This window comes from Micromonospora sp. CNZ280 (assembly GCF_011759515.1).
In genome coordinates, this window is the sequence record NZ_JAAOYP010000004.1 from 740,183 (window position 1) to 766,838 (window position 26,656).

General features: G+C 71.6%; 25 protein-coding genes and 1 pseudogene. 16 read left to right on the forward strand and 10 right to left on the reverse strand.

Annotation, left to right across the window (positions count from 1 at the left end; translation table 11 throughout):
• The first annotated feature begins 13 nt into the window (after positions 1–13).
• Genes FHX32_RS30530 through FHX32_RS30540 form a run of 3 tightly spaced genes read left to right on the forward strand, consistent with a single transcriptional unit; the run spans position 14 to position 3,368 of the window.
• Complete coding sequence (locus FHX32_RS30530; RefSeq protein ID WP_167190866.1) at positions 14–2,497, forward strand: ATP-binding protein; 2,484 nt, start codon at positions 14–16, stop codon at positions 2,495–2,497.
• Complete coding sequence (locus FHX32_RS30535) at positions 2,494–2,898, forward strand: hypothetical protein (RefSeq protein WP_109899361.1); 405 nt, start codon at positions 2,494–2,496, stop codon at positions 2,896–2,898. The genes FHX32_RS30530 and FHX32_RS30535 overlap by 4 nt, the downstream gene beginning before the upstream one ends.
• Entirely contained in the window at positions 2,895–3,368 is a 474-nt protein-coding gene (locus tag FHX32_RS30540) for a DUF4190 domain-containing protein (protein ID WP_109899360.1), read from the forward strand. Before FHX32_RS30535 ends, FHX32_RS30540 begins: the two co-directional genes overlap by 4 nt.
• A 130-nt stretch (positions 3,369–3,498) precedes the next feature.
• Here FHX32_RS30540 and FHX32_RS30545 read toward each other — a convergent pair whose 3' ends face one another.
• Positions 3,499–7,278: a S8 family serine peptidase gene (locus FHX32_RS30545; protein WP_167190869.1), complete on the reverse strand. Its 3,780-nt coding sequence runs from the start codon at positions 7,276–7,278 to the stop codon at positions 3,499–3,501.
• A gap of 122 nt (positions 7,279–7,400) precedes the next feature.
• Here FHX32_RS30545 and FHX32_RS30550 point away from each other — a divergent pair, with 122 nt between their 5' ends.
• The 3 genes from FHX32_RS30550 to FHX32_RS30560 all read left to right on the forward strand — a co-directional run bounded on the left by FHX32_RS30550 (position 7,401) and on the right by FHX32_RS30560 (position 10,190).
• Positions 7,401–8,390, forward strand: a complete 990-nt coding sequence (locus FHX32_RS30550) for a helix-turn-helix transcriptional regulator (RefSeq protein ID WP_109899358.1) — start codon at positions 7,401–7,403, stop codon at positions 8,388–8,390.
• A 95-nt stretch (positions 8,391–8,485) separates the two neighbouring features.
• Positions 8,486–9,690 (forward strand): IS3 family transposase gene (locus tag FHX32_RS30555; protein WP_486481391.1). Its coding sequence is split into 2 segments (ribosomal slippage): positions 8,486–8,717 and positions 8,717–9,690, totalling 1,206 coding nucleotides; the frame shifts between segments, so codons are not numbered across the junction.
• A gap of 149 nt (positions 9,691–9,839) precedes the next feature.
• Positions 9,840–10,190, forward strand: a complete 351-nt coding sequence (locus tag FHX32_RS30560) for a DUF1801 domain-containing protein (protein WP_233257705.1) — start codon at positions 9,840–9,842, stop codon at positions 10,188–10,190.
• 22 nt (positions 10,191–10,212) lie between these two features.
• Here the strand turns inward: FHX32_RS30560 and FHX32_RS30565 are convergent, their stop codons facing one another.
• The gene (locus FHX32_RS30565) at positions 10,213–10,815 is read right to left on the reverse strand and encodes a hypothetical protein (protein WP_109899357.1); all 603 of its coding nucleotides are present in this window, start codon (positions 10,813–10,815) and stop codon (positions 10,213–10,215) included.
• A gap of 298 nt (positions 10,816–11,113) precedes the next feature.
• On the opposite strand from FHX32_RS30565, the gene FHX32_RS30570 reads away from it, so the two are divergent.
• On the forward strand, positions 11,114–12,313 hold the full coding sequence (locus FHX32_RS30570; protein WP_167190875.1) for a Cmx/CmrA family chloramphenicol efflux MFS transporter: 1,200 nt from the start codon (positions 11,114–11,116) through the stop codon (positions 12,311–12,313).
• A gap of 72 nt (positions 12,314–12,385) precedes the next feature.
• Complete coding sequence (locus FHX32_RS30575; RefSeq protein WP_146228048.1) at positions 12,386–12,943, forward strand: hypothetical protein; 558 nt, start codon at positions 12,386–12,388, stop codon at positions 12,941–12,943.
• A 243-nt stretch (positions 12,944–13,186) separates the two neighbouring features.
• Here the strand turns inward: FHX32_RS30575 and FHX32_RS30580 are convergent, their stop codons facing one another.
• Complete coding sequence (locus FHX32_RS30580) at positions 13,187–13,522, reverse strand: HIT domain-containing protein (protein ID WP_167190879.1); 336 nt, start codon at positions 13,520–13,522, stop codon at positions 13,187–13,189.
• Positions 13,523–13,638: 116 nt separating this feature from the next.
• Between FHX32_RS30580 and FHX32_RS30585 the strand changes: the two are divergent.
• Positions 13,639–14,066: pseudogene (locus tag FHX32_RS30585) on the forward strand (transposase); the annotation flags it as partial.
• Here the strand turns inward: FHX32_RS30585 and FHX32_RS30590 are convergent.
• From FHX32_RS30590 to FHX32_RS30605, 4 genes are all read right to left on the reverse strand, one after another.
• A complete protein-coding gene (locus tag FHX32_RS30590; RefSeq protein ID WP_146228047.1) occupies positions 14,015–14,647 on the reverse strand; it encodes a DUF305 domain-containing protein in 633 nt (210 codons plus the stop codon). The pseudogene FHX32_RS30585 and the gene FHX32_RS30590 sit on opposite strands and share 52 nt — an antisense overlap.
• A 164-nt stretch (positions 14,648–14,811) precedes the next feature.
• Positions 14,812–15,015: a zf-HC2 domain-containing protein gene (locus tag FHX32_RS30595; RefSeq protein ID WP_109899352.1), complete on the reverse strand. Its 204-nt coding sequence runs from the start codon at positions 15,013–15,015 to the stop codon at positions 14,812–14,814.
• Complete coding sequence (locus FHX32_RS30600; RefSeq protein ID WP_167190882.1) at positions 15,005–15,667, reverse strand: cytochrome b/b6 domain-containing protein; 663 nt, start codon at positions 15,665–15,667, stop codon at positions 15,005–15,007. Before FHX32_RS30600 ends, FHX32_RS30595 begins: the two co-directional genes overlap by 11 nt.
• 4 nt (positions 15,668–15,671) lie before the next feature.
• A complete protein-coding gene (locus FHX32_RS30605) occupies positions 15,672–16,124 on the reverse strand; it encodes a hypothetical protein (RefSeq protein WP_109899350.1) in 453 nt (150 codons plus the stop codon).
• Between the two features lie 83 nt (positions 16,125–16,207).
• On the opposite strand from FHX32_RS30605, the gene FHX32_RS30610 reads away from it, so the two are divergent.
• Both FHX32_RS30610 and FHX32_RS30615 read left to right on the forward strand, forming a co-directional pair.
• Positions 16,208–16,756, forward strand: coding sequence for an RNA polymerase sigma factor (locus FHX32_RS30610; protein ID WP_199235736.1), 549 nt, complete (start codon positions 16,208–16,210; stop codon positions 16,754–16,756).
• Positions 16,749–17,447, forward strand: a complete 699-nt coding sequence (locus FHX32_RS30615; protein ID WP_109899349.1) for a zf-HC2 domain-containing protein — start codon at positions 16,749–16,751, stop codon at positions 17,445–17,447. The genes FHX32_RS30610 and FHX32_RS30615 overlap by 8 nt, the downstream gene beginning before the upstream one ends.
• A gap of 296 nt (positions 17,448–17,743) precedes the next feature.
• On the opposite strand, the gene FHX32_RS30620 is transcribed toward FHX32_RS30615, so the two are convergent.
• The 3 genes from FHX32_RS30620 to FHX32_RS30630 all read right to left on the reverse strand — a co-directional run bounded on the left by FHX32_RS30620 (position 17,744) and on the right by FHX32_RS30630 (position 21,022).
• Positions 17,744–18,520: a peptidase gene (locus tag FHX32_RS30620; RefSeq protein WP_109899348.1), complete on the reverse strand. Its 777-nt coding sequence runs from the start codon at positions 18,518–18,520 to the stop codon at positions 17,744–17,746.
• A complete protein-coding gene (locus FHX32_RS30625) occupies positions 18,520–19,800 on the reverse strand; it encodes a VWA domain-containing protein (RefSeq protein WP_167190885.1) in 1,281 nt (426 codons plus the stop codon). Before FHX32_RS30625 ends, FHX32_RS30620 begins: the two co-directional genes overlap by 1 nt.
• Before the next feature lie 154 nt (positions 19,801–19,954).
• On the reverse strand, positions 19,955–21,022 hold the full coding sequence (locus tag FHX32_RS30630) for a serine hydrolase domain-containing protein (RefSeq protein WP_167190888.1): 1,068 nt from the start codon (positions 21,020–21,022) through the stop codon (positions 19,955–19,957).
• A gap of 211 nt (positions 21,023–21,233) precedes the next feature.
• Here FHX32_RS30630 and FHX32_RS30635 point away from each other — a divergent pair, with 211 nt between their 5' ends.
• The 5 genes from FHX32_RS30635 to FHX32_RS30655 all read left to right on the forward strand — a co-directional run.
• Positions 21,234–22,781: an ABC transporter substrate-binding protein gene (locus FHX32_RS30635; protein ID WP_208419500.1), complete on the forward strand. Its 1,548-nt coding sequence runs from the start codon at positions 21,234–21,236 to the stop codon at positions 22,779–22,781.
• 62 nt (positions 22,782–22,843) lie between these two features.
• Positions 22,844–23,812: an ABC transporter permease gene (locus FHX32_RS30640; protein ID WP_199235734.1), complete on the forward strand. Its 969-nt coding sequence runs from the start codon at positions 22,844–22,846 to the stop codon at positions 23,810–23,812.
• Between the two features lie 34 nt (positions 23,813–23,846).
• On the forward strand, positions 23,847–24,737 hold the full coding sequence (locus FHX32_RS30645) for an ABC transporter permease (RefSeq protein ID WP_167190891.1): 891 nt from the start codon (positions 23,847–23,849) through the stop codon (positions 24,735–24,737).
• Entirely contained in the window at positions 24,734–25,633 is a 900-nt protein-coding gene (gene murQ / locus FHX32_RS30650; RefSeq protein WP_167190894.1) for an N-acetylmuramic acid 6-phosphate etherase, read from the forward strand. The genes FHX32_RS30645 and murQ overlap by 4 nt, the downstream gene beginning before the upstream one ends.
• Positions 25,634–25,644: 11 nt before the next feature.
• Positions 25,645–26,656, forward strand: a 1,012-nt coding sequence (locus FHX32_RS30655; protein ID WP_167190897.1) for an anhydro-N-acetylmuramic acid kinase, incomplete at its 3' end; no start/stop codon positions are given.

Here is a 26,656-nt window from a genome sequence, read left to right on the forward strand (position 1 = left end):
CCTGGAGACGACCATGCAGCTTCCCCGCCAGCACTCCCCCGCACCGGCGACCGTCGGCAGGTCCCGTACCGAACCCCTGGTCGAGCTGATCTTCGAGCGGCTCGCCGACGACGACGTGCCCGACCACACCGCCGAGGTGGTCCTCGCCGCGCTCAGCGGCGACGCCGACCTGGCCGCCGCCCTGCGGGGCGAGAAGACCAGCATCGGCGCGGGTCCCTCGGTCGACGAGGGCCCGAAGGAGCAGATCTGGCTCTCCGCGGTCACCGTCGCCGGGTTCCGCGGCGTCGGCCCGGAACGCACGCTTCAGATCGACCCTGGTCCGAGCCTCACGCTGGTGGTCGGCCGCAACGGCTCCGGCAAGTCGAGCTTCGCCGAGGCGGTGGAGCTGGCGTTGACCGGTGACAGCGCGCGGTGGGCTGACCGCAACAGCGTCTGGCGTACGGGGTGGCGCAACCTGCACTCCCCCGACCCGTGCTGGATCGTGGCGGAGCTACGGGTGGACGGCGTGGCGACGCCGGTGACGGTGACCCGGTCGTGGCCGCTCGGCGCGGCGCTGGCCGACGCGGAGGTCACCGTCACCAGCGACCAGGGTCGGCACGTCGACCTCGCCGAGCTGGGGCTGGCCCGCCCGCTGGAGCTGTACCGGCCGTTCCTCACCGCCGCCGAGCTGGGCCGGCTGACCGCCGGCACGCAGAGCCAGCTCTTCGACGCGATCTCCGCGATCCTCGGTTTGGAAGCGATCACCGAGGCCGACCAGCGGCTGATGGCCGCCGCCCGGCCCGTCGAGGCAGCCATCAAGGAGGTACGCGCGCAGCGCGTCGCCCTCCTCGGCAGCCTGGCCGACATCGCCGACGACCGGGCCCGGCGGGCCAGGGTGCTGCTCGCCGGTCGGGGCGCGGTCGATCTCGCGGCGTTGACAGCGATCTGCGACGAGCCCGACGAGGTCACCGCCGACGGGCCGCTGCTGCTGTGCCGGCGGCTGGTCGAGCTGACCCTGCCGGCCCCGGAGGAGGTGAACCGGCTCGCCGCCCAGCTGACGGAGGCCACCGCCGAGGCCCGGCGGCACGACGGCGGGCGGTCCCGGGCGGCGCTGCGCAGCGCCGAGCTGCTCCGCCTCGCCATCGAGCACCACCAGGACGCCGGCGACGGCCCGTGCCCGGTCTGCGCCGCCGGCACCCTCGACGCCCAGTGGCAGACGGCCGCGTCCGCGTCGCTGGCGCAGTTGCGGGACCGGAGTCTCGCCGCGCAGGCCGCGGCCGCCCGGCTGGATGCGCTGCTGCGGCAGGCGCGTCACCTGGTCGACGACGTCACGGTGCCCGACGGCGACCTGCCGGACACGCCGCTCGACGCGCTGCGCGAGGCGGTGGCCGCGCTGCGGGACGTGCCCGGAGGGCCGGCGGAGCTGGCGGCGCACCTCACCGCGCGGTACCCGGCGGTGGTGACGGCGGCGCGGGCCGCCCGCGCGTACGCCGAGGGGTTCCTGCGCCAGCGCGACACCGGCTGGCGGCGGGCGGCGGCCGAGCTGCGCGGCTGGGTCGACGCCGCCGGCCGGTTGCCGGAGCGGGAGGCGACGCTTGCGCGGTTGAAGGCGGCGCGGGCCTGGCTGAAGGACACCGCGGCGCGGCTGCGCAACGAGCGGGTGGCGCCGTTCGCTGAGCACTCGCAGCGGATCTGGGCGCAGCTGCGGCAGGAGAGCAACGTCGAGCTGGGTGCGATGACCCTCGCGGGCACGAACACCCGGCGGCGGGTGGTGTTCCCGGTGAGCGTCGACGGCGCCGACAACGGCACCGCGCTCGGAGTGATGAGCCAGGGCGAGATGCACGCCCTCGGGTTGGCAACGTTCCTGCCGCGCGGCTGCGCGCCGGAGAGCCCGTTCCGGTTCATCGTCGTCGACGACCCGGTACAGAGCATGGACCCGGCCAAGGTGGACGGCCTGGCGCGGGTGCTCGCGGAGCTGGCCGAGCAGCGGCAGGTGGTGGTCTTCACCCACGACACCCGCCTGCCGGACGCGGTCCGCCGGCTCGACCTGGGCAAGGCGCGGATCATCGAGGTGACCCGGGCGGAGCGGTCGGTGGTGACGCTGCGGACCGCCTCCGACCCGGTGACCCGCTACCTGGACGACGCGTACGCGCTGGCCCGCAACGAGGAGATCGCGGCCGAGGTACGCGGACCGGTGGTCGCGGAGCTGTGCCGCTCGGCGATCGAGGCCGCCTGCCACCGGGTGATCTGGCGGACCCGGGTCGGGCGGGGCGTGCCGCACGCCGACATCGAGAAGGCGATCGAGGCGGCCTCCCGGCGGCTCACCACCATCGTCGCCCTGGCAGCCTTCGACGACGCCGACCGGGGCGGTGACGTACTCGGCTGGCTCAACCGCCGACACGGGCGACGCGCCGTCAACGCCTACCAGGCGTGCCGGGAGGGCGTGCACGGGGCGTACCTGGCGGACCTGCCCGGACTGGTCGCGGACGCCCGCCTGCTCACGGCGGCGCTGTCGTGACCGCGCCGACCCCACAGCGCTGCCTGGCGGCGGCCGACCAACTGCTGCGCGGCGCCGGTGCGCTCGGCGCCGCCGCGCTGACGGCCGGCTGGTGGCCGCGGGCCTGCGCCTGCCTGATCCGGCTCGCCCTCGAAGGCGGCATCGACAGCTACTGGCGGCGGGTCAAGCCGACCGTGGCCGCCTGCCGGCAGGGCCGCGCCAAGCAGCTGATGCTGCGCGGCCGGCTCGGCCCGGGCACGGAGACCGCCCGGCGGGTGGCGTTCGCCTGGGCGACGCTCTCCGCCGCCGCGCACCACCACTGCTACGAGCTGGCACCCACCGCTGCGGAACTTCGTCGCCTGCACACCGAGGTGAGCGCCCTGCTCACCCGACTCGACGGAAGAACGGAATCCGGAGGATGACCTACCCACAGCCTGGCCACGACCCCTACCAGCCGCAGCCGCCGATCTCCGCCGTGCCGGGGCCGTACCCGCCGGTGTCCGCTGTGCCCGGCCCGTACCAGGTGTCGGGTGTGCCCGGCCCGTATCCGCCGGTCTCCGTCGCGCCCTACCGGCCCGGCGATTACCCGCCGGCGGCGCAGCGGGCGGCGGTGCAGCCGCCGCTCACCTCGGGCATGGCGACGGCGTCGATGGTGCTCGGGATCCTCGGCGTGCTCGGCGGCTGGTGCCTGTTCGGCCTGCCGTGCATCCTCGCCGTCGTCCTCGGCCACCTCGCCCTGCGGGAAACCCGGGACGGCACCAGGTCCGGCCACGGCATGGCGGTCGCCGGTCTGGTCATGGGCTACGTCTTCGTCGGCCCGATGATCGCCTTCACGTTCCTGGTGTTCTTCGGCAGCGCCCTGGGCGCGGTCACCCCGGCACCCACCCCCTGACGGTCGCCAGCGTGCCCTGTTCGTGTCGGTGGCGAATGCTTCGTCCCGAGGGCGTCGCGCGGCCTGGCGGTGCAACTGCGGTCCGGCCTGGCCGGAACGCCCGCAGCTTACCGCCGCGCTCCGATACAGGCTACGAACCGGCCACGCCGAACGCCCGGATCACGGTCTGGTCGATGGAGGCGCCATCGCCGCCGGTGGCCACCACCCGCAGGCTCACCGTCTCCGTACCCTTCGGGTGCGCGACGGTGGCGACGAACGACCCGTCGCCGGCGGCCTTGACCTTGCCGACCTCCCGCCACGTCCCGCCCGCGTCGTGGGAGGCCCACACCCGTAGCGACACGTCCGCTGGTTGGTCTCGGCGGGCCTGGGGGTAGACGCGTAGGCCGACCTCGGTGGGTTCGCCGGCCGCGACGTCGCCGTTGAGATCGGTCGGCACGTCGTAGTCGATTTGCAGCAGATCCAGCAGCTGCTGGCCGCCGGCCGGACGGCTGGACGTGAATCCCCACGCCGTGTGGCTGCTGGTGGAGTGCTGCCACCAGGGCTCGGACTGGCGTACGTCGAGTTCGAGGCGGTACCGGGCGTGCTCGGCCGACGCTGGCCAGGTGCCCTCCAGGCCGGCCCGCTCGGCCACGAGCTCGCCGTCGCGGTAGAGCCGGGACTCCGAGTCACCGGCCCGCTCGGAGTAGTGCTCGCCGCTGTCCAGCAGGCTGCGGATCTGGATGGTGAACTGGTCACCGCTGCGGTAGCCGGGGATGCCCCACCGCGCGTCGTCCCCGTCACCGACCGCTGGGACGCCGGGCCGCACGACCGGGCGGAACCAGTCCTCGGTGCGCTTCTGGCCGGCAGTGTAGGACCGGGGTGACCCGATCAGGCCGCCGTCCTGGGTCACGGTGTGCCAGGTCATCGGGCGCCACACCACCTCGCCCGGGCTGGCCCACTCGGTCCGCGCCGACGGGACCGCGATTTCCTGCGCCTTCCGCAGGACGAAGCTGTCGTACGGCCGGCGCGGGAACAGCACCTCCGCGCCGCGCTGCGGCGCGCCCGAGGCGTGGTAGCTCGCCGCCGTCCGGGCCAGCGACAGGTGCTCGACCGTCCGATCGATCGCCGCCGGGACGTGGCCGGTGTGGTAGGGGAACAGGTCGTAGACGTACGGGCTGTCCGGGGTACCGGCGATCTGAAGCTTGGCGGGACCGGCCGAGAGTCGGGTCAGCAGGTCCCGGCCCGGTGCCTGCTCGATGGTGAACGACGGGATCGGCGAGGTGGTCGGCACGGCCGCCAGCAGGAAGCCCGGCCGGTCGTGGTAGACGATCGCCGCCGCCGCACCCGCGTCGCCGACCGTGCGGACCTGCTCGGCGACGCTGACGGCGTCGGAGCGCTCGATGACCGCCAGCTTGCCGCTCAGGTCGCGCCCGGCGACGTCCTGCGGCGTTGCCCGTCCGGCGTCGACCAGATCGTAGGTCCGGTGCCCGTCGATCCGCCGCGACCCGATGCTGTATTCCGCCTCCAGCGTCGCGGGCACACCGGCCAGCTTCATGGTGAACTCCGGCGCGTACAGCTCCCAGTGGGAGGAGAGCTCGAACTCGCCGCGCGTCACGGGCTCGGTCTCCGTGGCGTACGCGGCATCCACGTATCTGTCCAACAGGTAGTGCACGGCGAAGCTGTGCCGCCCCGAGGCGCGGTGGTAGCCGATCGTGATCTGGCGGGCCTCACTGGGCTGCGGGGTCACCGGATCCAGCCGCTGTCCGGTGCGCCCGTCGAGCACGATGCGGGTGTCCTCGGTCAGGGTGATCTCCGGTTTGCTGACCATGGCGATCTCCCGGCCGAACGCCCCGGCGTCGTCCATCGTCCAGAGGAAGCTCGTCAGGCTGTAGGTTCCGACTGGGACGGAGAAGACCGCCGGTCCGGCGCCGCCCTTGCCGCCGAAGATTCCGCTGGTCCACCGGCCGGTGTCCAGGTTCCACAGGTCGACCGAGCTACCGCCGGCGGCCGCCGAGCCGTCCTGGGCGATGCCCTCGACGACCAGCTCAACCATCCTGGGCTCCTTGAACACCCCGAGGCTGGTGTGCACCGTCGTGCCGTCCTCGGCGGTGGCCCGGACCTGGCCGCCGTACAGCCCGGTGTCGCCCAGGTCGGGGTCCAGGGTCAGCCGGACCTCGGCGCTTCCGCCGGCCGGTACCGTCACGGTCGAGGCGTCCGTGGTGAACATGCCCGCCGGGGCGGGTGCGCCGGTGGTCGTGGCGGCCTCGATGGTCAGACCCAGGGTGAGCGCCCGGTCGCCGGAGTTGCGGTAGACGATCGTCCTGGTGACGTCGTCCCGGTCCTCCTCGGACCAGGCGTACCTGCCGAAGCTGACCGAGCCCGGGCTGGCCGTGACCGGTTGGGCCACCGCGCGGGCGACATCCACACGGCCGGCACCGACGTCGTACACGCTCGCTCCGGCGACACTCGCCGACGAGCCCATCAAAGCGGCCTTGATCTGCTCACCATCCCATTCCGGGTGGCGCTGCTTCACGATCGCCGCCGCTCCGGCCACGTGCGGGGCGGCCATCGAGGTGCCGGAGGCCGTCACGTACCGCTCCCCGACCGGGGTGCCCAGGGTGGTGCCTTCGGCCCGGGCGGCCACGATGCCGACCCCCGGGCCGGCGATGTCGGGCTTGACCGCGTAGTCGCCGGCCCGGGGGCCCCGGCTCGAGAAGGAGGCGGGCGAATCGGACCTGTCCACGGCGGCGACCGACAATGCCGCGTCCGCGTTGCCCGGCGCCCGTGCCGTCAGCTCGTCCGGTCCGGTGTTGCCGGATGTCGCGACGAACAGGGTGTCGGAGCTTGCACTCAGCTCGTTGACCGCCTGGCTCATCGGGTCGGTGCCGTCGGTGACCTCGGTGGAGAGGCTCATGTTGACCACGGTGGCCCCGTTGGCCACCGCCCACTCCATGCCATCGATCAGCCACGAGCCCATGCCCGAGCCTTCGTTGGTCATCACCTTGCCGACCAGCAGGTCGGCTCCGGGTGCGACCCCGACGTACCTGCCACCGGAGGCCGCGCCGGTGCCCGCCACCGTGGACGCCACGTGGGTGCCGTGGCCGTGCCCGTCGGTGATCCCGGTGCCGCTGAAGTCGGCAGAGCGCACGACCTGTCCGGCCAGGTCTGGGTGTGTCGGGTCGTATCCCGTGTCGAGCACCGCCACCCGCGCTCCGGTGCCGTCGAAGCCGGCCGTCCACGCTGTCGGCGCGCCGATCTGGCGCACGCTCTCGGCCAGGTCAGGCTTGAGCACCGGGTCGAGCCAGACCTTGCTGATCCCGCCGGTCGAGCGTTGCGTGCCCGTGGGCAGGGTGCGCTTGATCCCGGACCAGAACCGGGCCGCCTCCGCGGTGGAGACCGTGACCGCCAGCGCGTCGATGCTCTCCAGGGCAGCCGTCCGCTTACTGTGCGCCGGCGGCCGGCGGCTCGCCAGGGTTCCGACGCCGGGGCCCTCGTCGTACTCGACGATGAGGGGCACAGCGTCCTGCCCGGACAGCACGCCGAGCAGGCCGGTGACGTTGAACAGCTCGCGGTCGAGGGAGCCGGCCGCGATGTACGACTGGGCCTCCGTCGGAATGACGTACACATCCGCGTCGTGCCGCACCACCGTGACGTTGGCACGGGTCCCGTCGTCGCCGGGCAGCAGCGTCGCCAGGTAGCTGCCGTCCCGGTCCCGGGCCACCGCGACCCGATCGCCGGTGATCAGCACGACTGTGCCCACCGTGGTGACGGTGCCCGACGACGGTGCCGGACCGACGGACGCCGCCGGGTCGTGGGCGGCAGCCAGCGGTGGCGCAACCACGCCCGCCACGACGCTCGCGGCCACGGCCACCGTGAACGCTCTCGTCCAGGTGCGCCCCGCTCCGGCCACACCGAACAGACCCCGTGGCATCCGCATCCCCCTCGTGCAGGTACGACCCTTGCGAGTCCGAGGATCATCGCAGCGGTGTCGCACGGGCCGCTAGCATCCGCGGTGGCGTACTCCTGCCAACGACGGGAACACGCCACGAAGGGATGGTGGAGGTGGACCTGCGCGCCCTGGGTCTGTCGGCGGACGAGTGCGCAATGTATCTGCTGCTGGTCGACCGACCCGCCGCGACCGCCGATGACGTCGGTGAAGACTGGCGGTCCACGTCGGGTGACTCCCCGGCCGCCGTCCTCACCTCGCTGGAGGCGAAAGGGCTGGTCACCACGCTGGCGGGGCACCCGGTCCGGCACGCCGCGGTCGCCCCCGACGTCGCGCTCGACAACCTGAGCCGGGTACGCGAGCAGGAGATCGCGAAGGCCCGGGCCCTCGCCGGTGAGCTGACCGAGCGGTGGCGGCGGGCCGGACGTGCCACGGTGCCGGCCGGGATCATCGAGGTCGTGGTGGGGCGGCAGGCGACCCTGCAACGCTTCGAGCAGATCCAGCGGACCTCCACGACGGAAGTCCTCATCATCGACACCCCACCGTACGCGGCGGAGCACCTGGGCAACCCGCTGGAGACCCAACTACTGACCGAGGGAGTGACCAGCTATCGCTGCCTCTACGACCGGAGCGCGCTGGAGACTCCCGGCAAGTACGAGGCGATTCGTGGCCTGGTCGCCGCCGGGGAGGTCGCCCGGGTGATCCCGGGGCTGCCGCTGAAGATGGTGATCGGTGACCGCCGCATCGCGATGCTGCCGTTGGAGACGGCACCGGAGGCGATCACCGCCGCCGCCGTCATCCACCCCTCGTCCCTGTTGGACTCGCTGCACCTGCTCTTCGAGACGCTCTGGCAGCAGGCCACCCCGCTCGTCGCCGGCCCGACGCCCGGGTCGCTGCGGACCGGGCCGCGGCTGGATCCGCTGGAGCAGAACGTGGTGCGGCTGCTGGTCGCCGGCCTGACCGACAAGGCGATCGGGCGCCAGCTCAACCTCGCGGAACGGACGACGCAGCGTCGGGTGCAGGCAATCATGCAGGCGTACGGCGTCCACAACCGTCTCCAGTTGGGCATCCGGCTGGCTCAGGAGGGCTGGGCCTGAACGCGCGACGCCAGTTCGATGCGAGGTGCTGGGCTTCCCCCTGAGATGTGGACACCCTGAGACTGGATGTTGGTCCAGAGGAAGGGGTGTCCCCGTTGGGGCGTCCATCGAAGTACACGGAAGAGTTCCGGCGTGACGCGGTTGACCTGGTCCGTTCGTCGCAGCGGCCTATCAACCAGGTGGCGCGTGAGCTCGGGATGAGTCACGAGACGCTGCGCAACTGGGTCCGCGCCGCCGAACGCCAGACCAAGGCCGCCGAGCCCGTCTCGGGTGGGGACGGGCTGTCGGTGGCCGACAAGGACGCCGAGATCGCCCGCCTGCGGCGTGAGAACGCGGAGTTGCGGCAGGAGAAGGAGATCCTGCGCAAGGCAGCCGCCTATTTCGCGAAGGAGATGGATCGGTGACCAGCCGCTTCCGGTTCATCTCCGCCCACCGTGCCACGTTCGGCGTCAAGCGGCTGTGCCGGATCCTGGCGGTGTCCCGCTCCGGGTTCTACCGCTGGACGGCAAGCGAGCCGGCCCGGCAGGCTCGCGCCGCCGACGAGGATGCCCTCGCCGAGCAAATCACCAGGATTCACGCCGACTCCGGTGGCACCTACGGATCCCCTCGGGTGACCGTCGAGCTGCACGAGCGGGGTGTGCGGGTCAACCGCAAACGGGTCGAGCGGATCATGCGGCAACGGGATGTCGTGGGTCGGCACCTGCGCCGCCGCAAACGGACCACGATCCCGGATCCTGCCGTCCCGCCGGCGCCGGACCTGATCGGCCGGGACTTCACCGCCACCGCACCGGACCAGCGGTGGTGCGGCGACATCACCTACCTGCGCGTCGGTGCCGGCTGGTTGTATCTGGCCACCGTCATCGACATCGCCACCCGACGGCTGATCGGCTGGTCGATCAACATCCACATGCGCACCGGCCTGGTCATCGACGCCCTGGACGCCGCGGTCGCCGCCCGCGGCGGCCGGGTCGACGGCGTGATCTTCCACTCGGACAGGGGCGCCCAATACGGCAGCGGCGACTTCGCCGACGCCTGCCGCCGCCACGGTGTCCGCCGCTCGATGGGGCGCACCGGCTCGTCGTATGACAACGCCCTGGCCGAGGCGTTCTTCGCCACCCTCAAGCGGGAACTCGACGTCGACCGCCGCACCTGGACCAGCGAAGCCGACGCCCGCCGCGACGTCTTCCGCTGGATCGCCTTCTACAACCACCGACGCCGCCACTCCGCACTCGGCTACCTCAGCCCCGCCAACTACGAACAAACCCTGCAACCGACTACGCTGCAACAGATCGCGGCATAACCCGGTGTCCACATCCCGGGGGGAACCTCAGTGCGGGCCGAAACAGACTGATGGCAGCCAAAGGTGTCAGACTGATGATCTTTCATTCTTCGCGGACATTCGGAAGGACGTGGCAGGTGCCGAACAGGTCTGGCGAGGTTGACGCGTTCATGGCCACTCTCGATCACCCGCTGAGAGCCGGTGTCGAGGAGTTGAGATCGGCAATCCTGGCGTCGAACGCTGACATCTCGGAGCATGTGAAGTGGAACGCCCCGAGCTTCCGATACAACGGAGATGACCGCGTCACCTTCCGGCTTCGCCCCGCTGATCGCCTGCAACTCATCTTCCACCGCGGCGCGAAGGTCCGATCGGACGTTGCCGATTTCACCTTCCACGATTCCACCGGGCTGGTGACCTGGCTGGCACCCGACCGGGGCGTCGTTACCTTCCCCGACCTGGAGACCATCCAGTCCCAGCAGGCAGCTGTAGTGTCCCTGGTGAACCGCTGGGTCCGGGCATAGCGCTACCCGACACTTCCGGGCGTCAGTAGCGGCGTACGACGTCGGCGGCGTCGTCGGTGGTGGCACCGGGATCGAACAGCACCTCCAGGCACGCCGCCTGCGGCCCGTCGTGCCCGAAGCCGGCGATGACGCGATTCGGATCGAAACGGTGGCTCTCCCGCACCAGGTTCCAGGCGGGCTCGCCCGACCGCAGGCACACCACCGCGTCCGGCTGCGTGCCACCCCACGCCAGCGCGGGAGCCGACACGCCGATGGTGAGCACGAGGGCCAACCCCAGACCGATCACGGTCGGCCGGCCGAGCGCCGGCCGGCCGGGCGGCAGCGCCACCGCCGCGAGAGCCGCCACGGCGTACGCCCACAGGGCCCGCTTGTCGGGCGTGTCGTGCAGGGCCAGCGCGATGACGCCGGCCCCGATGGTCTGTGTCGCCAGGGCGGTCAGCCGGAATCTTGGCGAGCCGGCGAACGCCGCCGGTATGGCGGCGAGCGCGCCGAGCAGCAGGACGAGCACGACGAGCCCGCCCGCGCTCCATTCCCGCCGGGCGTCGAGGGCGAGCAGCAGCCAGGCGAGCGCCTGCCCGCCCACGACGATCACGGGACGGAGCTGCGCCAGGAACCGCAGGGCCATCGGGCGACGATACGTGACGCGATCGATCTGGCGCAGACCCTCGTTTCTTCGCGGCAACAGGGCGACGACACCGAATCCAGTTGCGTGACGAGCGGTGGGCTTGAGTAGGGTGTGCGCCATGTCGAGCCCTGAGGCAGCCACGGTGGGGGCTTTCGGTCACGCCGTCAGCCCCCTGAACCACTGAGTTCCCTCGTTCGCCTCCCAGCAGTCTTCGCTGTCTGGGACATCTGCGTGCACCCATGGGCGCTGGCCGCGGTGACGAGACGTTTCCTCGTTCTCTCTCACCACGGAGTTCCTGATGCCTCTGCCGCTCTACCTGCTTGCCGTGGCGGTCTTCGCCATGGGCACCTCGGAGTTCATGCTCGCCGGCCTGGTGCCGGACATCGCGACCAGCCTCGACGTGTCGGTCGGTGCCGCCGGGCTGCTGACCTCGGCGTTCGCTGTCGGGATGATCGTCGGCGCGCCGCTGATGGCGGCGCTGGCACGCTGGTGGCCTGCCCGGGCCAGCCTGCTGGGCTTCGTGCTGGCCTTCGCCGTGGCCCACGTCGTGGGCGCCAGCACGACGAGTTTCGCGGTCCTGCTCGTCACCCGGGTGATCGCCGCCCTGGCCAACGCGGGCTTCCTGGCGGTGGCGCTGAGCACGGCGGCCACGCTCGTCGCCACCGACCAGAAAGGGCGCGCGCTGGCGGTGCTGCTCTCGGGTACGACGATGGCCACCATCGCAGGAGTTCCCGGCGGTGCGGTGCTCGGCACGATGCTCGGTTGGCGGGCAACCTTCTGGGCGGTCGCGCTGCTCTGCCTTCCCGCCGCCTTCGGCGTGCTGAGGGGCATCCCGGCACGTGCCGGACAGACCCCTCGGGGCACTCCGGCCGGTTCATCGCTGCGGGGCGAGATCGCCCAACTCGGGATGCCCAGGCTGGCCCTGGTCATGCTGCTCGGCGCCCTCGTCAACGCCGCCACCTTCGCCACGTTCACCTTCCTGGCACCCATCGTGACCGGCACGGCCGACCTGGGCGCGCTGTGGGTCTCGGTCGTGCTGGTGCTCTTCGGGATCGGGTCCTTCGTCGGCGTGAGCGTCGCGGGACGGCTCTCCGATCAGCGTCCCGGCATGGTGATCGCAATCGGCGGTCCCTCGCTGCTGCTCGGCTGGGTCGCGATGGCGACCCTGGCCGCCCAGCCGGTGGCGCTTCTGTCCCTCGTGTTCGTGCAGGGCACGCTCTCCTTCGCGGTGGGCAGCACGCTGATCGCCAGGGTGCTCTACGAGGCAGCCGGCGCACCCACCATGGGCGGATCGTATGCGACCGCCGCGCTCAACATCGGTGCCGCAGGCGGCCCCGTCGTCGCGGCAGCGACCCTCGGGGACGGCGCTGGAAACCTCGGCCCGGTGTGGGTCAGCGGCCTCCTGGTCGCGGTCGCCCTGCTCATCGCCCTGCCGCTCCGGAGACTCGTCGCACCCCCGCGCCAGCGAGGCGATGCGACGACCCACGCGAACGCCTGATGGAGTAGGACCTCGGTAGGCCGAGTCGGCACCGCATGCCGACCGCCGTCCGGAGCAGGCATGGTACCCGGCGTGACCAGCGGATCGGGATTCGAAGCGGCCTGTGAGGTGCAGCTGCCCCAGTTAAACGCCCAGTTGCAGACCAGGATCAGTTGGGCGCCGAGCTTCGCGGTGGCCCGGGCCCGCTTCGACCAGCTGCTCCGGACCTGCACCACGACCGTCGCGAACCGGCACAACGGGCCGCTGACGGTCACCGGCGTCACCTGCCTGATCGGGGCGACCGTCTCCGGGCCGGTCACGGTCCGCCCGGGTGCCACGCTGCTCGCCATCGACTCGTCGATCTCCGGCCCGGTGTCGGCGTCGAATGCGGCGGCGGTGCACCTCTACCACAGCACCGTGCGCGGGCCGGTGAGCGTCACCGGTACGACGGGCAGCGCCGCCATCGTGGACACCGAGATCCACGGGCCGGCCGTGCTGACCGGCGGCACCGGAACGGTCGAGCCGATCATCGCCGACAGCACGGTGCGCGGCCCGCTCGCCTGCACCGGCAACTCGCCGGCGCCGATCAACCTCGGTGCGGCCAACACGGTGCAGGGGCAGGCCACCGGCCAGTGCGCCGGTCTCGACTGACGCACACTGAGGATCGCCAGGCGGGGGCGTGTCCTGCCGAAGCCTTGGCAGGACACGCCCCCGACGCTGTCCGGCGGCCAGTGGTGGCCTCGCGCACCGGGCGTCAGCGACGGCCCGCTGCGCGGCTCCGCCCAAGGGCGTCAGTGGCGGCCCGTGACGCGGCGCGGCCTGCGACGGGAGTCAGTGGGGGCCGGTGCCGCAAGGAGCGTGGGTCAGTAATGATCGCGCTGGCGGTGGTGTTCATCAGTCGTGACGCAACGGCTCGCCGCTGTTCACGTGGAAGTGCAGGTGCTTGGAGTCCTGGTAGGCACCGAGATTGGTCAGGACGCGAGCTGCGCCGTGTTCGGCGGTGACCTGTGTCGCGATATCGCGGACGACGGCCAGGACTTGATGGACCTCGGAGATGTCGGCGTCACCCAGGTCCACCAGCGACGGGATATGGCGTTTGGGAACGACGACGATATGGACGGGCCAGAAGGGCCGGGTGTGGTGGAAGGCGAGCACGTGGGCGGTCTCGGCCACGACCTGGATCGGGGTCTTGCCGTTGAGTGCCTGCTCGCAGTAGAAGTCGTCGGTCACCGGGCAGATGGTAGTGGTGTCGCGTCCAGGCGGTGATCGCCCGGTGGGCGAGGATGCGGTATAGCGCAGACGACGGCTTGTTCACGGTGGCGCCGGTATCCGGGCCGAAGATCGCTGTGGACAAGCGGTTCGGGATGTTCGATCCGCATCAGGTCTACCTGATGCCGCCGTCGCTGGACGAGTGGCTGCCCGAGGGGCACCTGGCTCGGTTCGTCGCCGATCTGGTCGACGAGGTGCTGGATCTGGGTCCGATCCTGGCCTCCTACACCGACAAGCGCGGGTTCCCGCCGTACGACCCGCGGCCGATGGTGCGCTGATCTACGGCTACGCCACCGGTGGTGCGTTCATCAAGGGCGGTCGAGCGCAAGTGCGTGGACGGTGGCGTTTCGCTACCTGGCGGCGGGTCAGGGTTCTGACTACCGGTCGATCTCCCGGATCCGCGCTGGACGGCACCAAGCTGGAGGCGAACGCCTCCAAGCACAAGGCGATGAGCTACGCCCGGCTGATCGACAAGGAACAGCAGGTCGAGGCCGAGATCGCCAGCCCACCGCCCGCCGCGTAGAGCTGCTCCACCATGGTCAGTGCACCGTTGTGGTGCCGGATCATGAGGTCGAGGAAGAGCCGGTCGAACTCCGCGCCGCGGGCCCGCCCCAACCGGCCGAGCTGCTCCGGGGTGAGCATCCCCGGCATCACCGCGTCGTGCCCGGCGTGTTGCGCGTGCGGCCCGGGGACCTGCTCGCCGCGTTCGGTGAGCCACCGCTGCATCTGCGCGATCTCGTCGCGCTGCGACGTCTCGATCCGCTGGGCGAGCAGCGACACCTCCTGACTGTCCGCGCGGTCCGGGACGAGCGCGGTCATCTCCAGCGCCTGCGCGTGGTGCGCGATCATCCGCTGCATGAACTGGGTGTCGGCGGCGGTGTGCGCCGGCGGCGGGGGCAGTTGGGCCTGCTCGGCCGGGGAGAGCGTACGGCCGGCCTGCCCCGGCGCGCCCGGCTGGACGACCCGGGTGGCGGCCGGTTCCTCGGGCCGGTCGCCGGTGAGCTGGAGTACGGCGACCAGCGCCGCGACCGCGGTGACGGCGGCGACCGCCACGGCGGTCAGGACTCGGCGACGCGACGAGAACACGATCTGATCACCGTACCTAGGTTGTGTCCTGCGCCCGGATCGCGGCCAGCCCGGTCAGGTAGGTGGCCAGCGTATCCCGGCCCGCCGCTGATCTCCGCTGCTCGACCCCGGCTCGTCCCTGACCGGGGTCGCCGGACCGGCCTCGCGGCCTCCTGGCCCGTCGTTCACGGATCCCGTCGGGGGCACGAGCCAGGGGGCGCGGCTCGGTGCAGCAGGCCGGGCAGCGGCGCGAGGAGGACGAGTTCCCCCAGGCACGTCGGGCACTGCCGTAGGTGGGCTTCGAGGTCCTGCCGTTCGCGCGGGCCGAGAGCGCCGAGGAGCAGCGCGGCGATCGCTGTCGTGTAGGTGCATGGCGGCTCATCTGTCATGGTCTGCTCCGCGTTGCCGCTCGAGCCAGCCCGGCCAGATCCGTTCGGCGACGCGTAGCGGCAGCCGGCCACCGAGGTGCATGGCGCGGGAGACGCCGCGGTATCCGGGCGGCAGGCCGGCGGCGATCACGCTGTGTCCGATGAGGATCGGCGTGATGAGGTACGTGGCCCAGCGGTGCACCCGTTGCAGCCAGACGAACCAGAGACCACCGGTGACGACCACCAGCCCGATGCCGCTGCCGATCAGGGCGGCGAGCAGGCCGACCATCAGCAGGTTCGCGACGCGCTGTCCCGGGTCGAAGTGGCCCTCGTGCCGGGCGAACCGGCCGGTCACGAGCCCGGCCGGCCAGCGCGTGAACCACCGCAGGTCTCCGCGGTCGTAGCGCAGCGACTCGCGGACGAAGGTACGGGTGGCCCGTACCCCGAGCGTCAGCGCGGTCGCGGCGAGTGCCGCGAGCCCCCAGCCGGCGTACCGGTGCAGGCTGGTGTCGGCGATCCCGGTCAGCCGGGCGGCGACGCTGGGCTGCCCTTCCCGCCCGGCGACCAGCCACCAGCCGGTGCCCAGTGCGATCAGCACGGTGAGGTAGGTGAGTGCGTGAAACCACCGGGTGGCGCGGGAGTAACGCCGAACGGTGGCCGGGCCGCGAGCCATGCCGTCAGTAGCTGTACGGGTCGGTGCCGGCGGACGTCGGCGAAGCGCCATCGCCCCCGGCACTGGACGAGGGCACCGGTCCTCCGCCGCCGACGGTGATCGGCGTGGTGGCCTCGGCCCCGGCCGGCGAGTGGTTGGCGTTGCGCAGCGACACGTGCATCGTGTGCTGCCCGGCAGGCGCGGCGGTGATCTGAACGGTGTCCGACTCGACGATGAGGTAGTCGGATTCGTTGTCGTCGAACCAGATGTGTACGTGGTGCTGGCCGGACTCGCTGGGGCCGAGCGGCACGTTGCTGTCGATCTTGACGGTGAACGGGGTGGGCACGGTGGCGCCGCTCGCGGGCTCGACGACGATGACGGACGGTCCGCCGCCATCGCCCTCGGTCGCGGCGTTCGTCCCGGTGCAGGCGGTCAGCGTGGCCAGCAGTGCGGCGCATGCCGCGGTCTTGGGTCTCATGCCGGTACTACCTGTGTCGACCTGTTGCGGGATCTATCGCGCAGCAGAGATCCCGCACCGACCCGCCGTGCGTAGTACTGGACGTGGGTGTCAGTGACGAGGCGCTGGTCGCCGGGATGGCCGCCGGCGACCCGCAGTACACGGCGAGCTTCGTGCGCCGCTTCCAGGCCCGCGTCTTCGGCCTGGCGGTGAGCATCGTCGGAGTCTCGGCCACCGCCGAGGATGTCGCACAGGAGGCGTTCGTGCGGGCCTGGCGGTACGCCGGCGGCTACGATCCCCGGCGGGGTGCCGTTCTGCCGTGGCTGCTGTCCATCACCCGGAACGCGGCCATCGACGCCATTCGGTTGCGCCGCGATCTCCCCTACGAGCCGGAGGTGATGGTGGCGCTGCTCACCGCTACCGGAACTGCCACCACCGAACCGTCCGACGAGGTTGCTGACGCCGACCGTGTCCGCGTCGCCCTGCACGGGCTGCCACCCGAACAAGCCTCCGCCGTCGTGCTGGCGATCTTCAACGGACTCACGGCGAAGGAGATCGCCGAGTTGCAGGGCGTGCCGCTGGGCACTGTCAAGACGAGGATCAGGCTGGGCATGTCCCGGCTGCGCGATCATTTCGAGGTACGCGATGAGTGAGCTGCCGCCGTGTCGGGAGGTGCACGCCCTGCTCCCGGAACTCGCCGCTGGCGTGGCCGCCGGGGACGACCGGGCCTGGGCGCTGGCCCACGTCGCGCAGTGCCGTGACTGCCGCCGGGAACTCAGCCAGTTGACCACGGCCGCCGATGCGGTCCTGCTGCTCGCGCCCTCCGTCGATCCCCCGCCGCGGTTCGAGAGCAGGGTGCTCGCCCGGCTGGACGCGGCTCCCGCACCGCCATCCCGGCGGCGGTTCCTGGCCCGTCGACGAGTCGCGGCGGCCCTGGCGTTCGCGGTCTCGGTGCTGGTCGCCGCCGGCGGCGGAGCACTGTTCGTCCAGGCGCGTACGGCGGAGGACCGGCGTCTCGCCGACCAGTACCGGCAGACCCTCGCCGTCGCCAACGGGCGCTACCTCAAGGCGGTCGCCCTGACCACCGCGGACGCACGACCGGCCGGCACCGTCTTCCTCTATCAGGGAAACCCGTCCTGGCTGCTGGTGACCGTCACCGCCGCGCCGGCGGACGGCGCGTACCGGGCCCTCGCCGTCGACCGCGCCGGCGCCGCGCACCCGGTCGGCACGTGCCAGGTCGTCAACGGCACGGGAACGATCGGATACCGGCTCCGGCTGGCGGTGGCCGACATCAGCCAGATCCGCCTCCAGTCGACCGACGCCGTACTCATCGGCACTCTCTAGTGACTAGCGTTCGCTTGTGCCCACAACGGCGTCGGGCTCCCGCACCCCGCGCCGAGCGTCTCCGCGGTTTTCGTTCGGCGATTGAGTGCCGGGGCAAAGCGGCTCCGATTCGTAAGTCGCCCGCCGGCCGCTCCTCCGGATCGACTGTCGCAGACAGCGGTCTCCGGTGCCGCCGTCCACGACAACCAGCAACGGATGCGGCTCGAGCGAGGGCTCATCGGTTCGCTGCTCCGTCCTCCAATCGTCTCCGGTACCGACCGGTGGCCGCCCGCGCGGGGGGCGGCCACCGGCACCGGTCACGGCCGGCGGGGCCGGCGGGTGAGAGCGAAGCCGACGACGCCGGCCGCGGCGGCGAGTACGCCGCCCATGGTGCTCCAGATCCAACGCGAGCCGAGGTCGGGCAACCAGTCGAGGTACCCGCTCTCGTCCTCCTCCGCCGCTTGTGCCACCGGTTCGGCGTTGAGTATCGTGCCGGCCTTCGTGTGCGGCACCAGTGGCGCCTTCAGCTCGCCGTCGTCGCGGGAGTCCTGCCGGTCCGCGCTGACCTGCAACTCCACCTCGATCGGGAGACCGAGGTCAGCCTCCGGCAGCTCGGTCACGGACAGTCGGACGTAGTACGTCCCGGGCAACGGGTCGGCCGACCAGGGCTCGGCCCAGGACCGCACCTGCCGCAGCGTGCAGCCGAGCGACACGCTGTCGGCGGAGGCGTCGGCCGTAGGCGTCTGCGCGCCGGCCGTGCAGGACTGGCGTCGCCGGAGGCCGTCGAAGACCTCCACCGTCCAGATCGACGCGCCGCTGCGCGACTTCGGGAACGACACGGTGGCGGTGAGCTCGTGCCGTTCACCGGCCACGGCCGGGAACGACCAGTACAGAAAGTCGCCGGTGGAGGCGTCGACCTGGACCGGCTGGTCGGCGGCGATGCCGGCGGCGGTCAGGAAGGAGGTTCCGGCTCGGGTGACCGGGGTTGCGCCCGGCGAGGGCGTGGGCGCGGCCTGGACCGGGGCGGGGGCTGCCAACAGGGCCAGGCCGGCGGCGGCCAGCGCGGCACCGCTCCGGATCGTCGGGGTGCTCATCACTTCTCCCTCCAGGTGGCCACCCACCAGCGGGTGAGCAGGCCGGTAAGCAGTCCGGTGAGCAGGCCGGCCACGGCCAGCAGCAGCAGTAGCACCCAGCCCCGGCCGAGGTCGGGGGCGGTCGGGGCGGGGGAGGACGCGACCACGTCCACGGTCAGCTCGACCGGCATGCCGGGTGTCGCGTCGGTGCCCGGCTGCGGCGCGAGGGCGTTGCTGACCACCAGGCAGACTGTGGTGGCCGGGAAGATCGTGGCCTCCGGCGTCGGGGGTGCCCCGTCCGCCCGCTGCTCGCCCGCCGACCAGCGCAGGCCGGCGGAGACCACGTCGGTACGGCCGCTGCCCGCGTCGACCCCGCGGACCAGTTCCCGGCCGTCGCTGGCGGTGGCCCGCAACAGCACCCCATAGTCGCGGTTGACCGGCCGGTCCAGCGCCACGCTGACCGAGGCGCGCAGTTCCTGCCCGGGGCGCACCGGCACCCGATACCACCGGTGTTCCGAGAACGCCTCCCGGTCGCTGTACACGCCGGGACCCAGCAGCGGTGCGTCGGCGCACGCCGACGTGCCGGCGATTACCGTCGGGGACGCCGTGTAGGTGTCCTTCGCCCGGTCGACCAGCTGCTTGATCCGACTGGTCAACTCGTCAGCGCTCTGCGCGGCGGTGTACGTGCCCCCGGTGGCCGCCGCGATGCAGAGCAGCTGCCGGCGCACCTTCTCGTCCGGGGCCAGGCCAAGCGTGTCGACCACCAACTTCGTACCCTGGGCGGCCAGCTCCCGGGCCACCTCACAGGGGTCCGGTGGCGCGCAGGTGTCCTCACCGTCGGTGATCAGCACGATCCGTCGGGCGGTCGTGCCGGTGCCGAGATCCTGGGCGGCCGAGCGTAGGGCCAACCCGACCGGGGTGAACCCGGTCGGCCGCAGAGTCGCCACCGCGGCCTTGGCCTGCACCCGGTCGACCCGACCGACCGGCACGATCTGCTGGGTGTCCAGGCAGCCCTGCTTCTTGTCCTTGCCCCGGTAGGTCGCGCCGAGGACCCGGATGCCGAGCTGGGTCTCTTCGGGCAGCGCATCGACCACCTCGTTGAACGCCTGCTGGGCCACGGAGATCCGGCTGCGCCCGTCGATATCCTTGGCCCGCATCGAGCCGCTGACGTCGAGCACCAGCTCCACCTTCGGCGGTTCAACCGGTGTCTCCTCGTCCGCGAGAGCGGGCGCCGGACCAGTCAACGCGGTCGCCGCCAGCAGTCCGATGAGGACGACCGCCGATCTTCTCTTGTTGATCACCGGGCGGAGTGTAGGCGAGATCCAGTTTGGACTGTCTTCCGGGTGGCTGGCTGGTTGCGACCGCACCGGAGATAATCAGTTGATCCAGCGGCGGGCGCCTACCCGACTCCACCGACTCCTGCAGTGCGCACACCGAGAACCCCTGCGCGGCGACTCAACCTCGGCATACGGGTGGGGCGGCGAACTCCGCCACGGCCCGTCGGATCTCCGCGATGTCCGACCATTCCCGGCTGGGGTGTACGCGGTTCGTGAGCAGGACCACCACGAGGTCCCGGCTGGGGTCGACCAGGAGGGATGTGCCGGTGAAGCCCGTGTGGCCGAAGGCCCCGTCCGCCGCCAGCGTGCCCATCCAGTGCGGGTCGCCGATACGTACGCCGAGGCCGTGGCGGAAGCCCGGGTCGATGGCCGGTGGTAGCTGATCGCGGGTCATCTCCGCCACGGTCTCCGGGCGTAGGACGCGGACCCCGTCGACGGCGCCGCCCTGCCGCAGCAGCTCGCCGAAGCGGGCGACGTCGGCTGCGGTGCCGAACAACCCGGCGTTGCCAGCGGTCCCGCCGAGGGACCACGAGTTTTCGTCGTGGACGCTGCCGCGCAGCATGCCGCGGCCGAGGTGGGGCTGGTGTTCGGTGGCCGCGGCGCGGGCCGCGCGTGCCGGGTCGGGCAGGAAACCGGTGTCGGTCAGTCCCAGGGGCCGGCAGATCCGCTCGTGCACCAGGTCGGGCAGCGGCTGACCGGTGATCCGCTCGGCCAGCAGTCCGGCGACCATGAATCCCACGCAGGAATATTCGAAGGAGGCGCCGGGTCGGTTGACCAGTGGGGCGCGCAGCACCGCCTGCACCCGGGACGCCGGTTCTGGCCAGTCGGTCCACAGTTGCAGCAGCGCCGGCAGCCCGGAGGTGTGGCTGAGCAGGTGCCGAAGGGTGATTCGCCGTCGCTCGTCGCCGCCGAAGGTGGGCAGCCAGTCGGCGATCGGCTCGTCGAGGCTCATCCTGCCCTCGTCGACGAGGCCGAGCAGGACGGTCGTGGTGAACAGTTTCGTCACCGAGGCGAGGTCGAAGATCGTCGACTCCAGGGCGGGCTGGAGGGCCTCCGGTGCGACCGGGGTGCCGTCCGCGTCGGCATACCGAGACAGGTGACCGACGGTAACCAGGTCGGTGGGGTGGCCGCCCCGCTGGATCAGTGCGACGGCCGCGCTGTAGAGCGGGCGGTGTCCGCCTACCAAGCCATCTACCAGCGTTGCTGTCAGTCTGGACACGGAGAGCACCATAGCGCAGCCGGCAAGTTTCTTCATCGCGCGCCAGCATTTCGGAAACTATTGACAGCTTTCCGTCACCCCTTGATACTCGGTCGCCGGGCGTACGGCCACCGCCGACGGCGGACGGCGCCCGCGGCACTCGCGGCGATCCGGCCGTGGCATACCGGAGGGAAGGAACGTGAAGCTCCCCAGCACGCTGAGCTCACCAGCGACCAGGTGTCTGGTGGCCGTCGCGGCCACCGCCCTCGTCGCGACGGGCTGCTCCAGCGGCACACCCGGCAAGGAAGGGTCGACCGGCGGCGGCACCCTGGTCGTCGGCTACACCGCCGACCCCAACACGCTCGACCCGTGGAAGGCCACCCAGTTCCAGGCGGTACATCTGCTCGAGCAGATGTACGGCACGCTCACCGAACTCGACGGCGACCTCAACGTCAAGCCCGGCCTGGCCGAGAAGTGGCAGTACGCCGACGAGAACAAGACGCTGACCCTGACGCTGCGTCAGGGCGTGAAGTTCCACGACGGCAAGCCGTTCAGCTCCGCCGACGTCAAGTCGTCGATCGAGCGCATCCAGAAGCCCGAAACCGCGGCGGTGGCTGCGGCCACGGTCAAGTCGATCCAGTCGGTCGACGCGCCCGACCCGCAGACCGTCGTGCTGCACCTGGCGGCGCCAGATGCGGGCCTGCTCGCCGGCTTCGCCACCACCAACCTGGCGATGCTGTCCAAGGATGACACCTCGGATGCGGTCGGCCAGAAGCCCAACGGCACCGGCGCGTTCAAGTTCGACAGCCGCACCGCCGGTCAGTCGGTGAAGCTGACCGCCAACGACGACTACTGGGGTGGCAAGCCGAAGGTCAGTGGCCTCGAGTTCCGTACCATCCCGGATCAGACGTCGGTGGTCGCGGCCCTGCAGTCGGGCAACGTCCAGTTCGCCACGCTCGACGACCCGCTGGTCGCCAAGTCGGCCGAGGGCAATGGGATCAACGTGGCCAAGACGCCGAGCCTGTCGTACCACGTGTTGCAGCTCAACGCGCGCAAGGCGCCGCTGGACAAGCGGGACGTACGCCTGGCCATCTCCTGCGCCATCGACCGGAAGCAGGTGCTGGACACCGCCGCCCTCGGTGAGGGTGAGGTGACGGGGCCGATCACCTCCCCCGCGTACAAGTCCGACCCCGCCGCGCGTCCCTGCCCGACCCGCGACGTGGCCAAGGCCAAGCAGTTGCTGGCGGGTGCTGGCTTCGCCAACGGTGTCACGATTCCCGCGATCGTGTCCCAGGGCGGGTACGCCACGTCCGTCAACGAGGCGCAGAACCTGCAGGCCCAGCTCAAGGAGGCCGGCATCAACCTCACCCTGGAGACGCTGGAGTCGGGGGCGTACGTGGACAAGTGGGTCGCCGCCGACTTCAGCGCGGCCGTGGCGCTCAACGGCGGTCGACCGGACCCCGACGGTATGTACGGGCGCTACTTCACCAGCAACGGCAACCTCAACAAGGTCGCCGGCTACTCCTCGCCGGAGTTGGACCGGTACTTCGCCGAGGGCAAGGCGACCACCGACCCCGCCAAGCGCAAGGAGATCTACAGCCAGGTCTCCCGGCACCTGGAGGACAACGCGGCATGGGTGTGGCTCTTCTCGAGCTACGGCTACACCGCGACCACCCAGGGCGTCTCCGGCTTCAAGCCGATGCCGAACGGCTCTTTGCAGAACCTGCGCGAGATCTCGCTGCAGTGACCGCACGACCTGCCGGGCGATGCGCGCACCGCCCGGCAGGACCCTCACCCAAGGAGGTGCCGGTGCGGTCCATCGCACGTCACCCGCTGGCCCGCAGACTCGTGGAGACGGTGCTCACCCTCTTCGGGGTCGCGGTGCTGGTCTTCACCACCCTGCGGGCGATTCCCGGCGACGAGGTCACCGCCACTCTCGGCACCGAGGCAGCCGGGCTCAGCGCCGAGCAGCAGGAGTCCCTGCGCGCCTACTACGGCCTGGACAAGCCGCTGGTCGTGCAGTTCTTCTCGTGGCTGGGCAACGTGCTCACCGGCAACCTCGGCTTCTCCCGCCGAGCCGGCGCCTCCGTCCTGGAGATGACCGCGAACGCCCTGCCGGTCACGCTGGAGCTCGCGGTTCTGGCCATGATCGTCGGTCTGCTGATCGGGGTGCCGCTCGCCATGCTCTCCGCGTCGCGCCCCAATGGCATCCGCGACGGATTCGGCCAGCTCGTCGGCCTGGCTGCCCTGTCCGTGCCGAACTTCCTCCTCGGCGCCGCGCTGCTCACCGTGGTCTCCAGATACGCGCACTACAACCCCAATGCCCAGGGTTTCGCCCCGCTCGCCCAGGACCCGCTGCTGAACCTTCAGCAGATGCTCTTTCCGGCGCTGATCCTCGGCTTCGGCCTCGCGGCCCCGATCATGCGCACCGCACGCTCGGCACTGCTGGAGGTGCAGACCCAGGACTTCGTCCGCACCGCGCGTGGCAAGGGTGTCGCACCGTGGCGGCTGCGGGTGCGCCACGTGCTGCACAACGCGTTGAACCCGATCGTCACGATGACCGGCATCCAGTTCGGCTACCTGCTCGGCGGCGCCGTGGTGGTCGAGCAGATCTTCTCCGTGCCGGGCCTCGGGCGGCAGGTCCTCGCGGGAATCCAACAGAAGGAGTACGCCGTGGTGCAGAGCACCGTTCTGGTGATCGCGACCACGTTCGTCGTGGTCAACCTCCTCACCGACCTGCTCTACCGGGTCATCGACCCCCGGGTGCGTGCCGCATGACTCAGCACAGCACGGGGTGCGGCGGGGGGCGGGCATGACGGCCGCGGTTGCCGGGCGGCAGGTGCCGGTGGCTACGGCGCCGACCCGCACGGCGGCGTGGCGGCGACTGCTGCGCAGCCCCGCCGGTCTGGTCGGCGCGGTGCTGGTGGCGCTCGTCGTCCTCGCCGCGGTCACCGCCCTGCTCGGGATGACCCCGTACGACCCCATCGCCCAGCACCCGCAGGCCCGCCTCCAGCCGCCGTCGGCCCAGTACTGGTTCGGCACTGACCAGTTCGGCCGCGACGTGTTCTCCCGTTCCCTGGCCGGCGTGGGCAACTCCCTGCGCGTCGCCGTCGTCGCGGTTCTCCTCTCCGCCCTCGTCGGCACCACCGCCGGCATCTGCGCCGGCTTCTACGGCGCCCGGGTACGCGGGCCGGTGCTGGCCGTGACGAACGTGCTCTTCGCCTTCCCGCCGCTACTGCTCGCGTTGACTCTCGCGACCACGTTCACCCGCAACTGGCTGACCATCGCGATCGCGATCGCCATCGTCTATGTGCCGATCTTCGTCCGGGTCAGCCGCGGGCCGGTACTGTCGCTACGCGAAACCGACTTCATCAAAGCGGCCCGGGTGCTCGGCATCCCGACCTGGCGGATCCTGGTGCGTCACCTGCTGCCGAACCTCGCCGCCATCGTCATCGTCCAGGTGACCCTGTCGCTGTCCTGGGCGGTGCTCACCGAGGCCGCGTTGAGCTTCCTCGGCCTGGGCAGCCCGCCCCCCGCGCCGTCGCTGGGGTCGATGGTCTTCGACGCCAAGATTCTGGCCGGTATGGCCTGGTGGAACCTGGCGGCGCCGGGCGCCGTCATCGTCGTCTTCGTGGTCGGGCTCAACCTGCTCGGCGACGGGCTGCGTGACGCCCTCGACCCGAGAAACGGACGCAACGCATGACGGATCGCCTTGGTGACCTGCTGACCGAACAGGTGGACGAACGGTACGCCGGCCTCGACACCGCGTCGGTCGCGCAGTTGGCGGCGGTGATGAACGACGCCGACGCGACAGTGCCCAACGCCGTGCGGGCGGTGCTGCCGCAGATCGTGCCGGCCATCGAGGGGATCGCCGACCGGCTGGCGGCCGGCGGCCGGCTGCTCTACGTCGGGGCGGGCACCGCCGGCCGGATGGGAGTGCTCGATGCGTCGGAGTGCCCACCGACGTTCAGCACCCCACCGGACCTGGTGCGCGCCGTCATCGCGGGCGGACCCGAGGCGTTGCTCGCATCGAAGGAGGGCGTCGAGGACGACGAGGCGGCCGGCGCGGCCGTGATCGCCGACTGCGCGATCACCGCCGGCGACGCGGTCGTCGGTATCTCGGCGAGCGGTCGTACCCCCTATGTCCTGGCGGCCGTGCGGGCGGCCCGCGCGCGTGGCGCCCTGACGGTCGGGCTTTCGTGCAACGCCGGCACGCCGCTGAGCACGGCCGCCGACCGGGCGATCGAGGTGCTCGTCGGCCCCGAGGTGCTGGCCGGCTCGACCCGGCTGAAGGCAGGCACGGCGCAGAAGCTGGTGCTGAACATGATCTCGACGATCTCGATGATCAGGCTGGGCAAGACGTACGGCAATCTCATGGTCGATCTGCGGGTGACCAACGTCAAACTGCGCGACCGGGCGGTCCGCATCATCCGGCGGGTCACCGGTGTCCCGCGGGCCGACGCCGAGGCGGCCCTCGACCGCGCCGATCTCGATGTCAAGACCGCGATCCTGCTGCTCGACCGCTCGGTGGCGGATCCCCACCAGCGGCTGGCCGCGAGCGGCGGCCGGCTGCGTGAGGCGCTGGAGGCGAGCGCGTGAAGGTGCTGGGCATGATCTCCGGTACGTCGCACGATGGCATCGATGTGGCGGCGGTCGACTTCGCGCTGCGCGACGGTGTGCTGCATGGCACGGTCGAGTACGCGGGCAGCTCGCCCTACCCGGAGGAGCTGCGCGCCCGACTGATGCGGGCTCTGCCCCCGTCGGCGCTGACCTTCGCCGAGGCGTGCGAGTTGGACACGCTGATCGGTGAGGCGTTCGCCGAGGTGGCCGCTGACGCGGCCGAGCGGGCCGGTGGGGTCGACTTGATCTGCTCGCACGGGCAGACCGTCTACCACTGGGTCCAGGGGCGACAGGTGCGGGGCACCCTGCAGATCGGGCAGCCGGCCTGGATCGCCGAGCGTACAGGTGTGCCGGTGGTCGCCGACGTACGGGTGCGGGACGTGGCCGCCGGCGGCCACGGCGCGCCGCTGGTGTCGATGATGGACGTTCTCCTGCTGGCCGGCCTGCCGGGCCGCCCAGCGGGCCTCAACCTGGGCGGCATCGCCAACATGACCGTGCTGCGACCGGCCGGTGGCGGCGGCCCGGTGGCCTACGACACCGGGCCGGCCAACGCGCTGATCGACGCCGCCGTCGTGCGGGCCAGCCGCGGCCGGCGGCGGTACGACGAGGACGGTCGTCTCGCCGCCGGCGGCCGGGTGGACGACGCTCTGCTCACCGAGCTGCTCGCCGAGCCGTACTACCGGCTGGACCCGCCGAAGAGCACCGGCAAGGAACTGTTCCACGCCGGCTATCTGGAGAAGGCCCTGACGGCGCACTCCGCTCTGTCGGACGCGGACATCGCCGCGACCCTGACCGCGCTGACCGCGCAGACCGTCGCCAACGAGGTACGCCGCCACCAGATCGACACCCTCGCCGCCTCCGGCGGGGGCTGCGCCAATCCGACGCTGATGGCGATGCTGCGTGAGCGCCTGAGCGGGGTGCGGGTCACGACAACCGCTGAATTCGGCGCGCCGAGCGACACCAAGGAGGCCATCGCCTTCGCGCTGATCGGCTGGCACACCG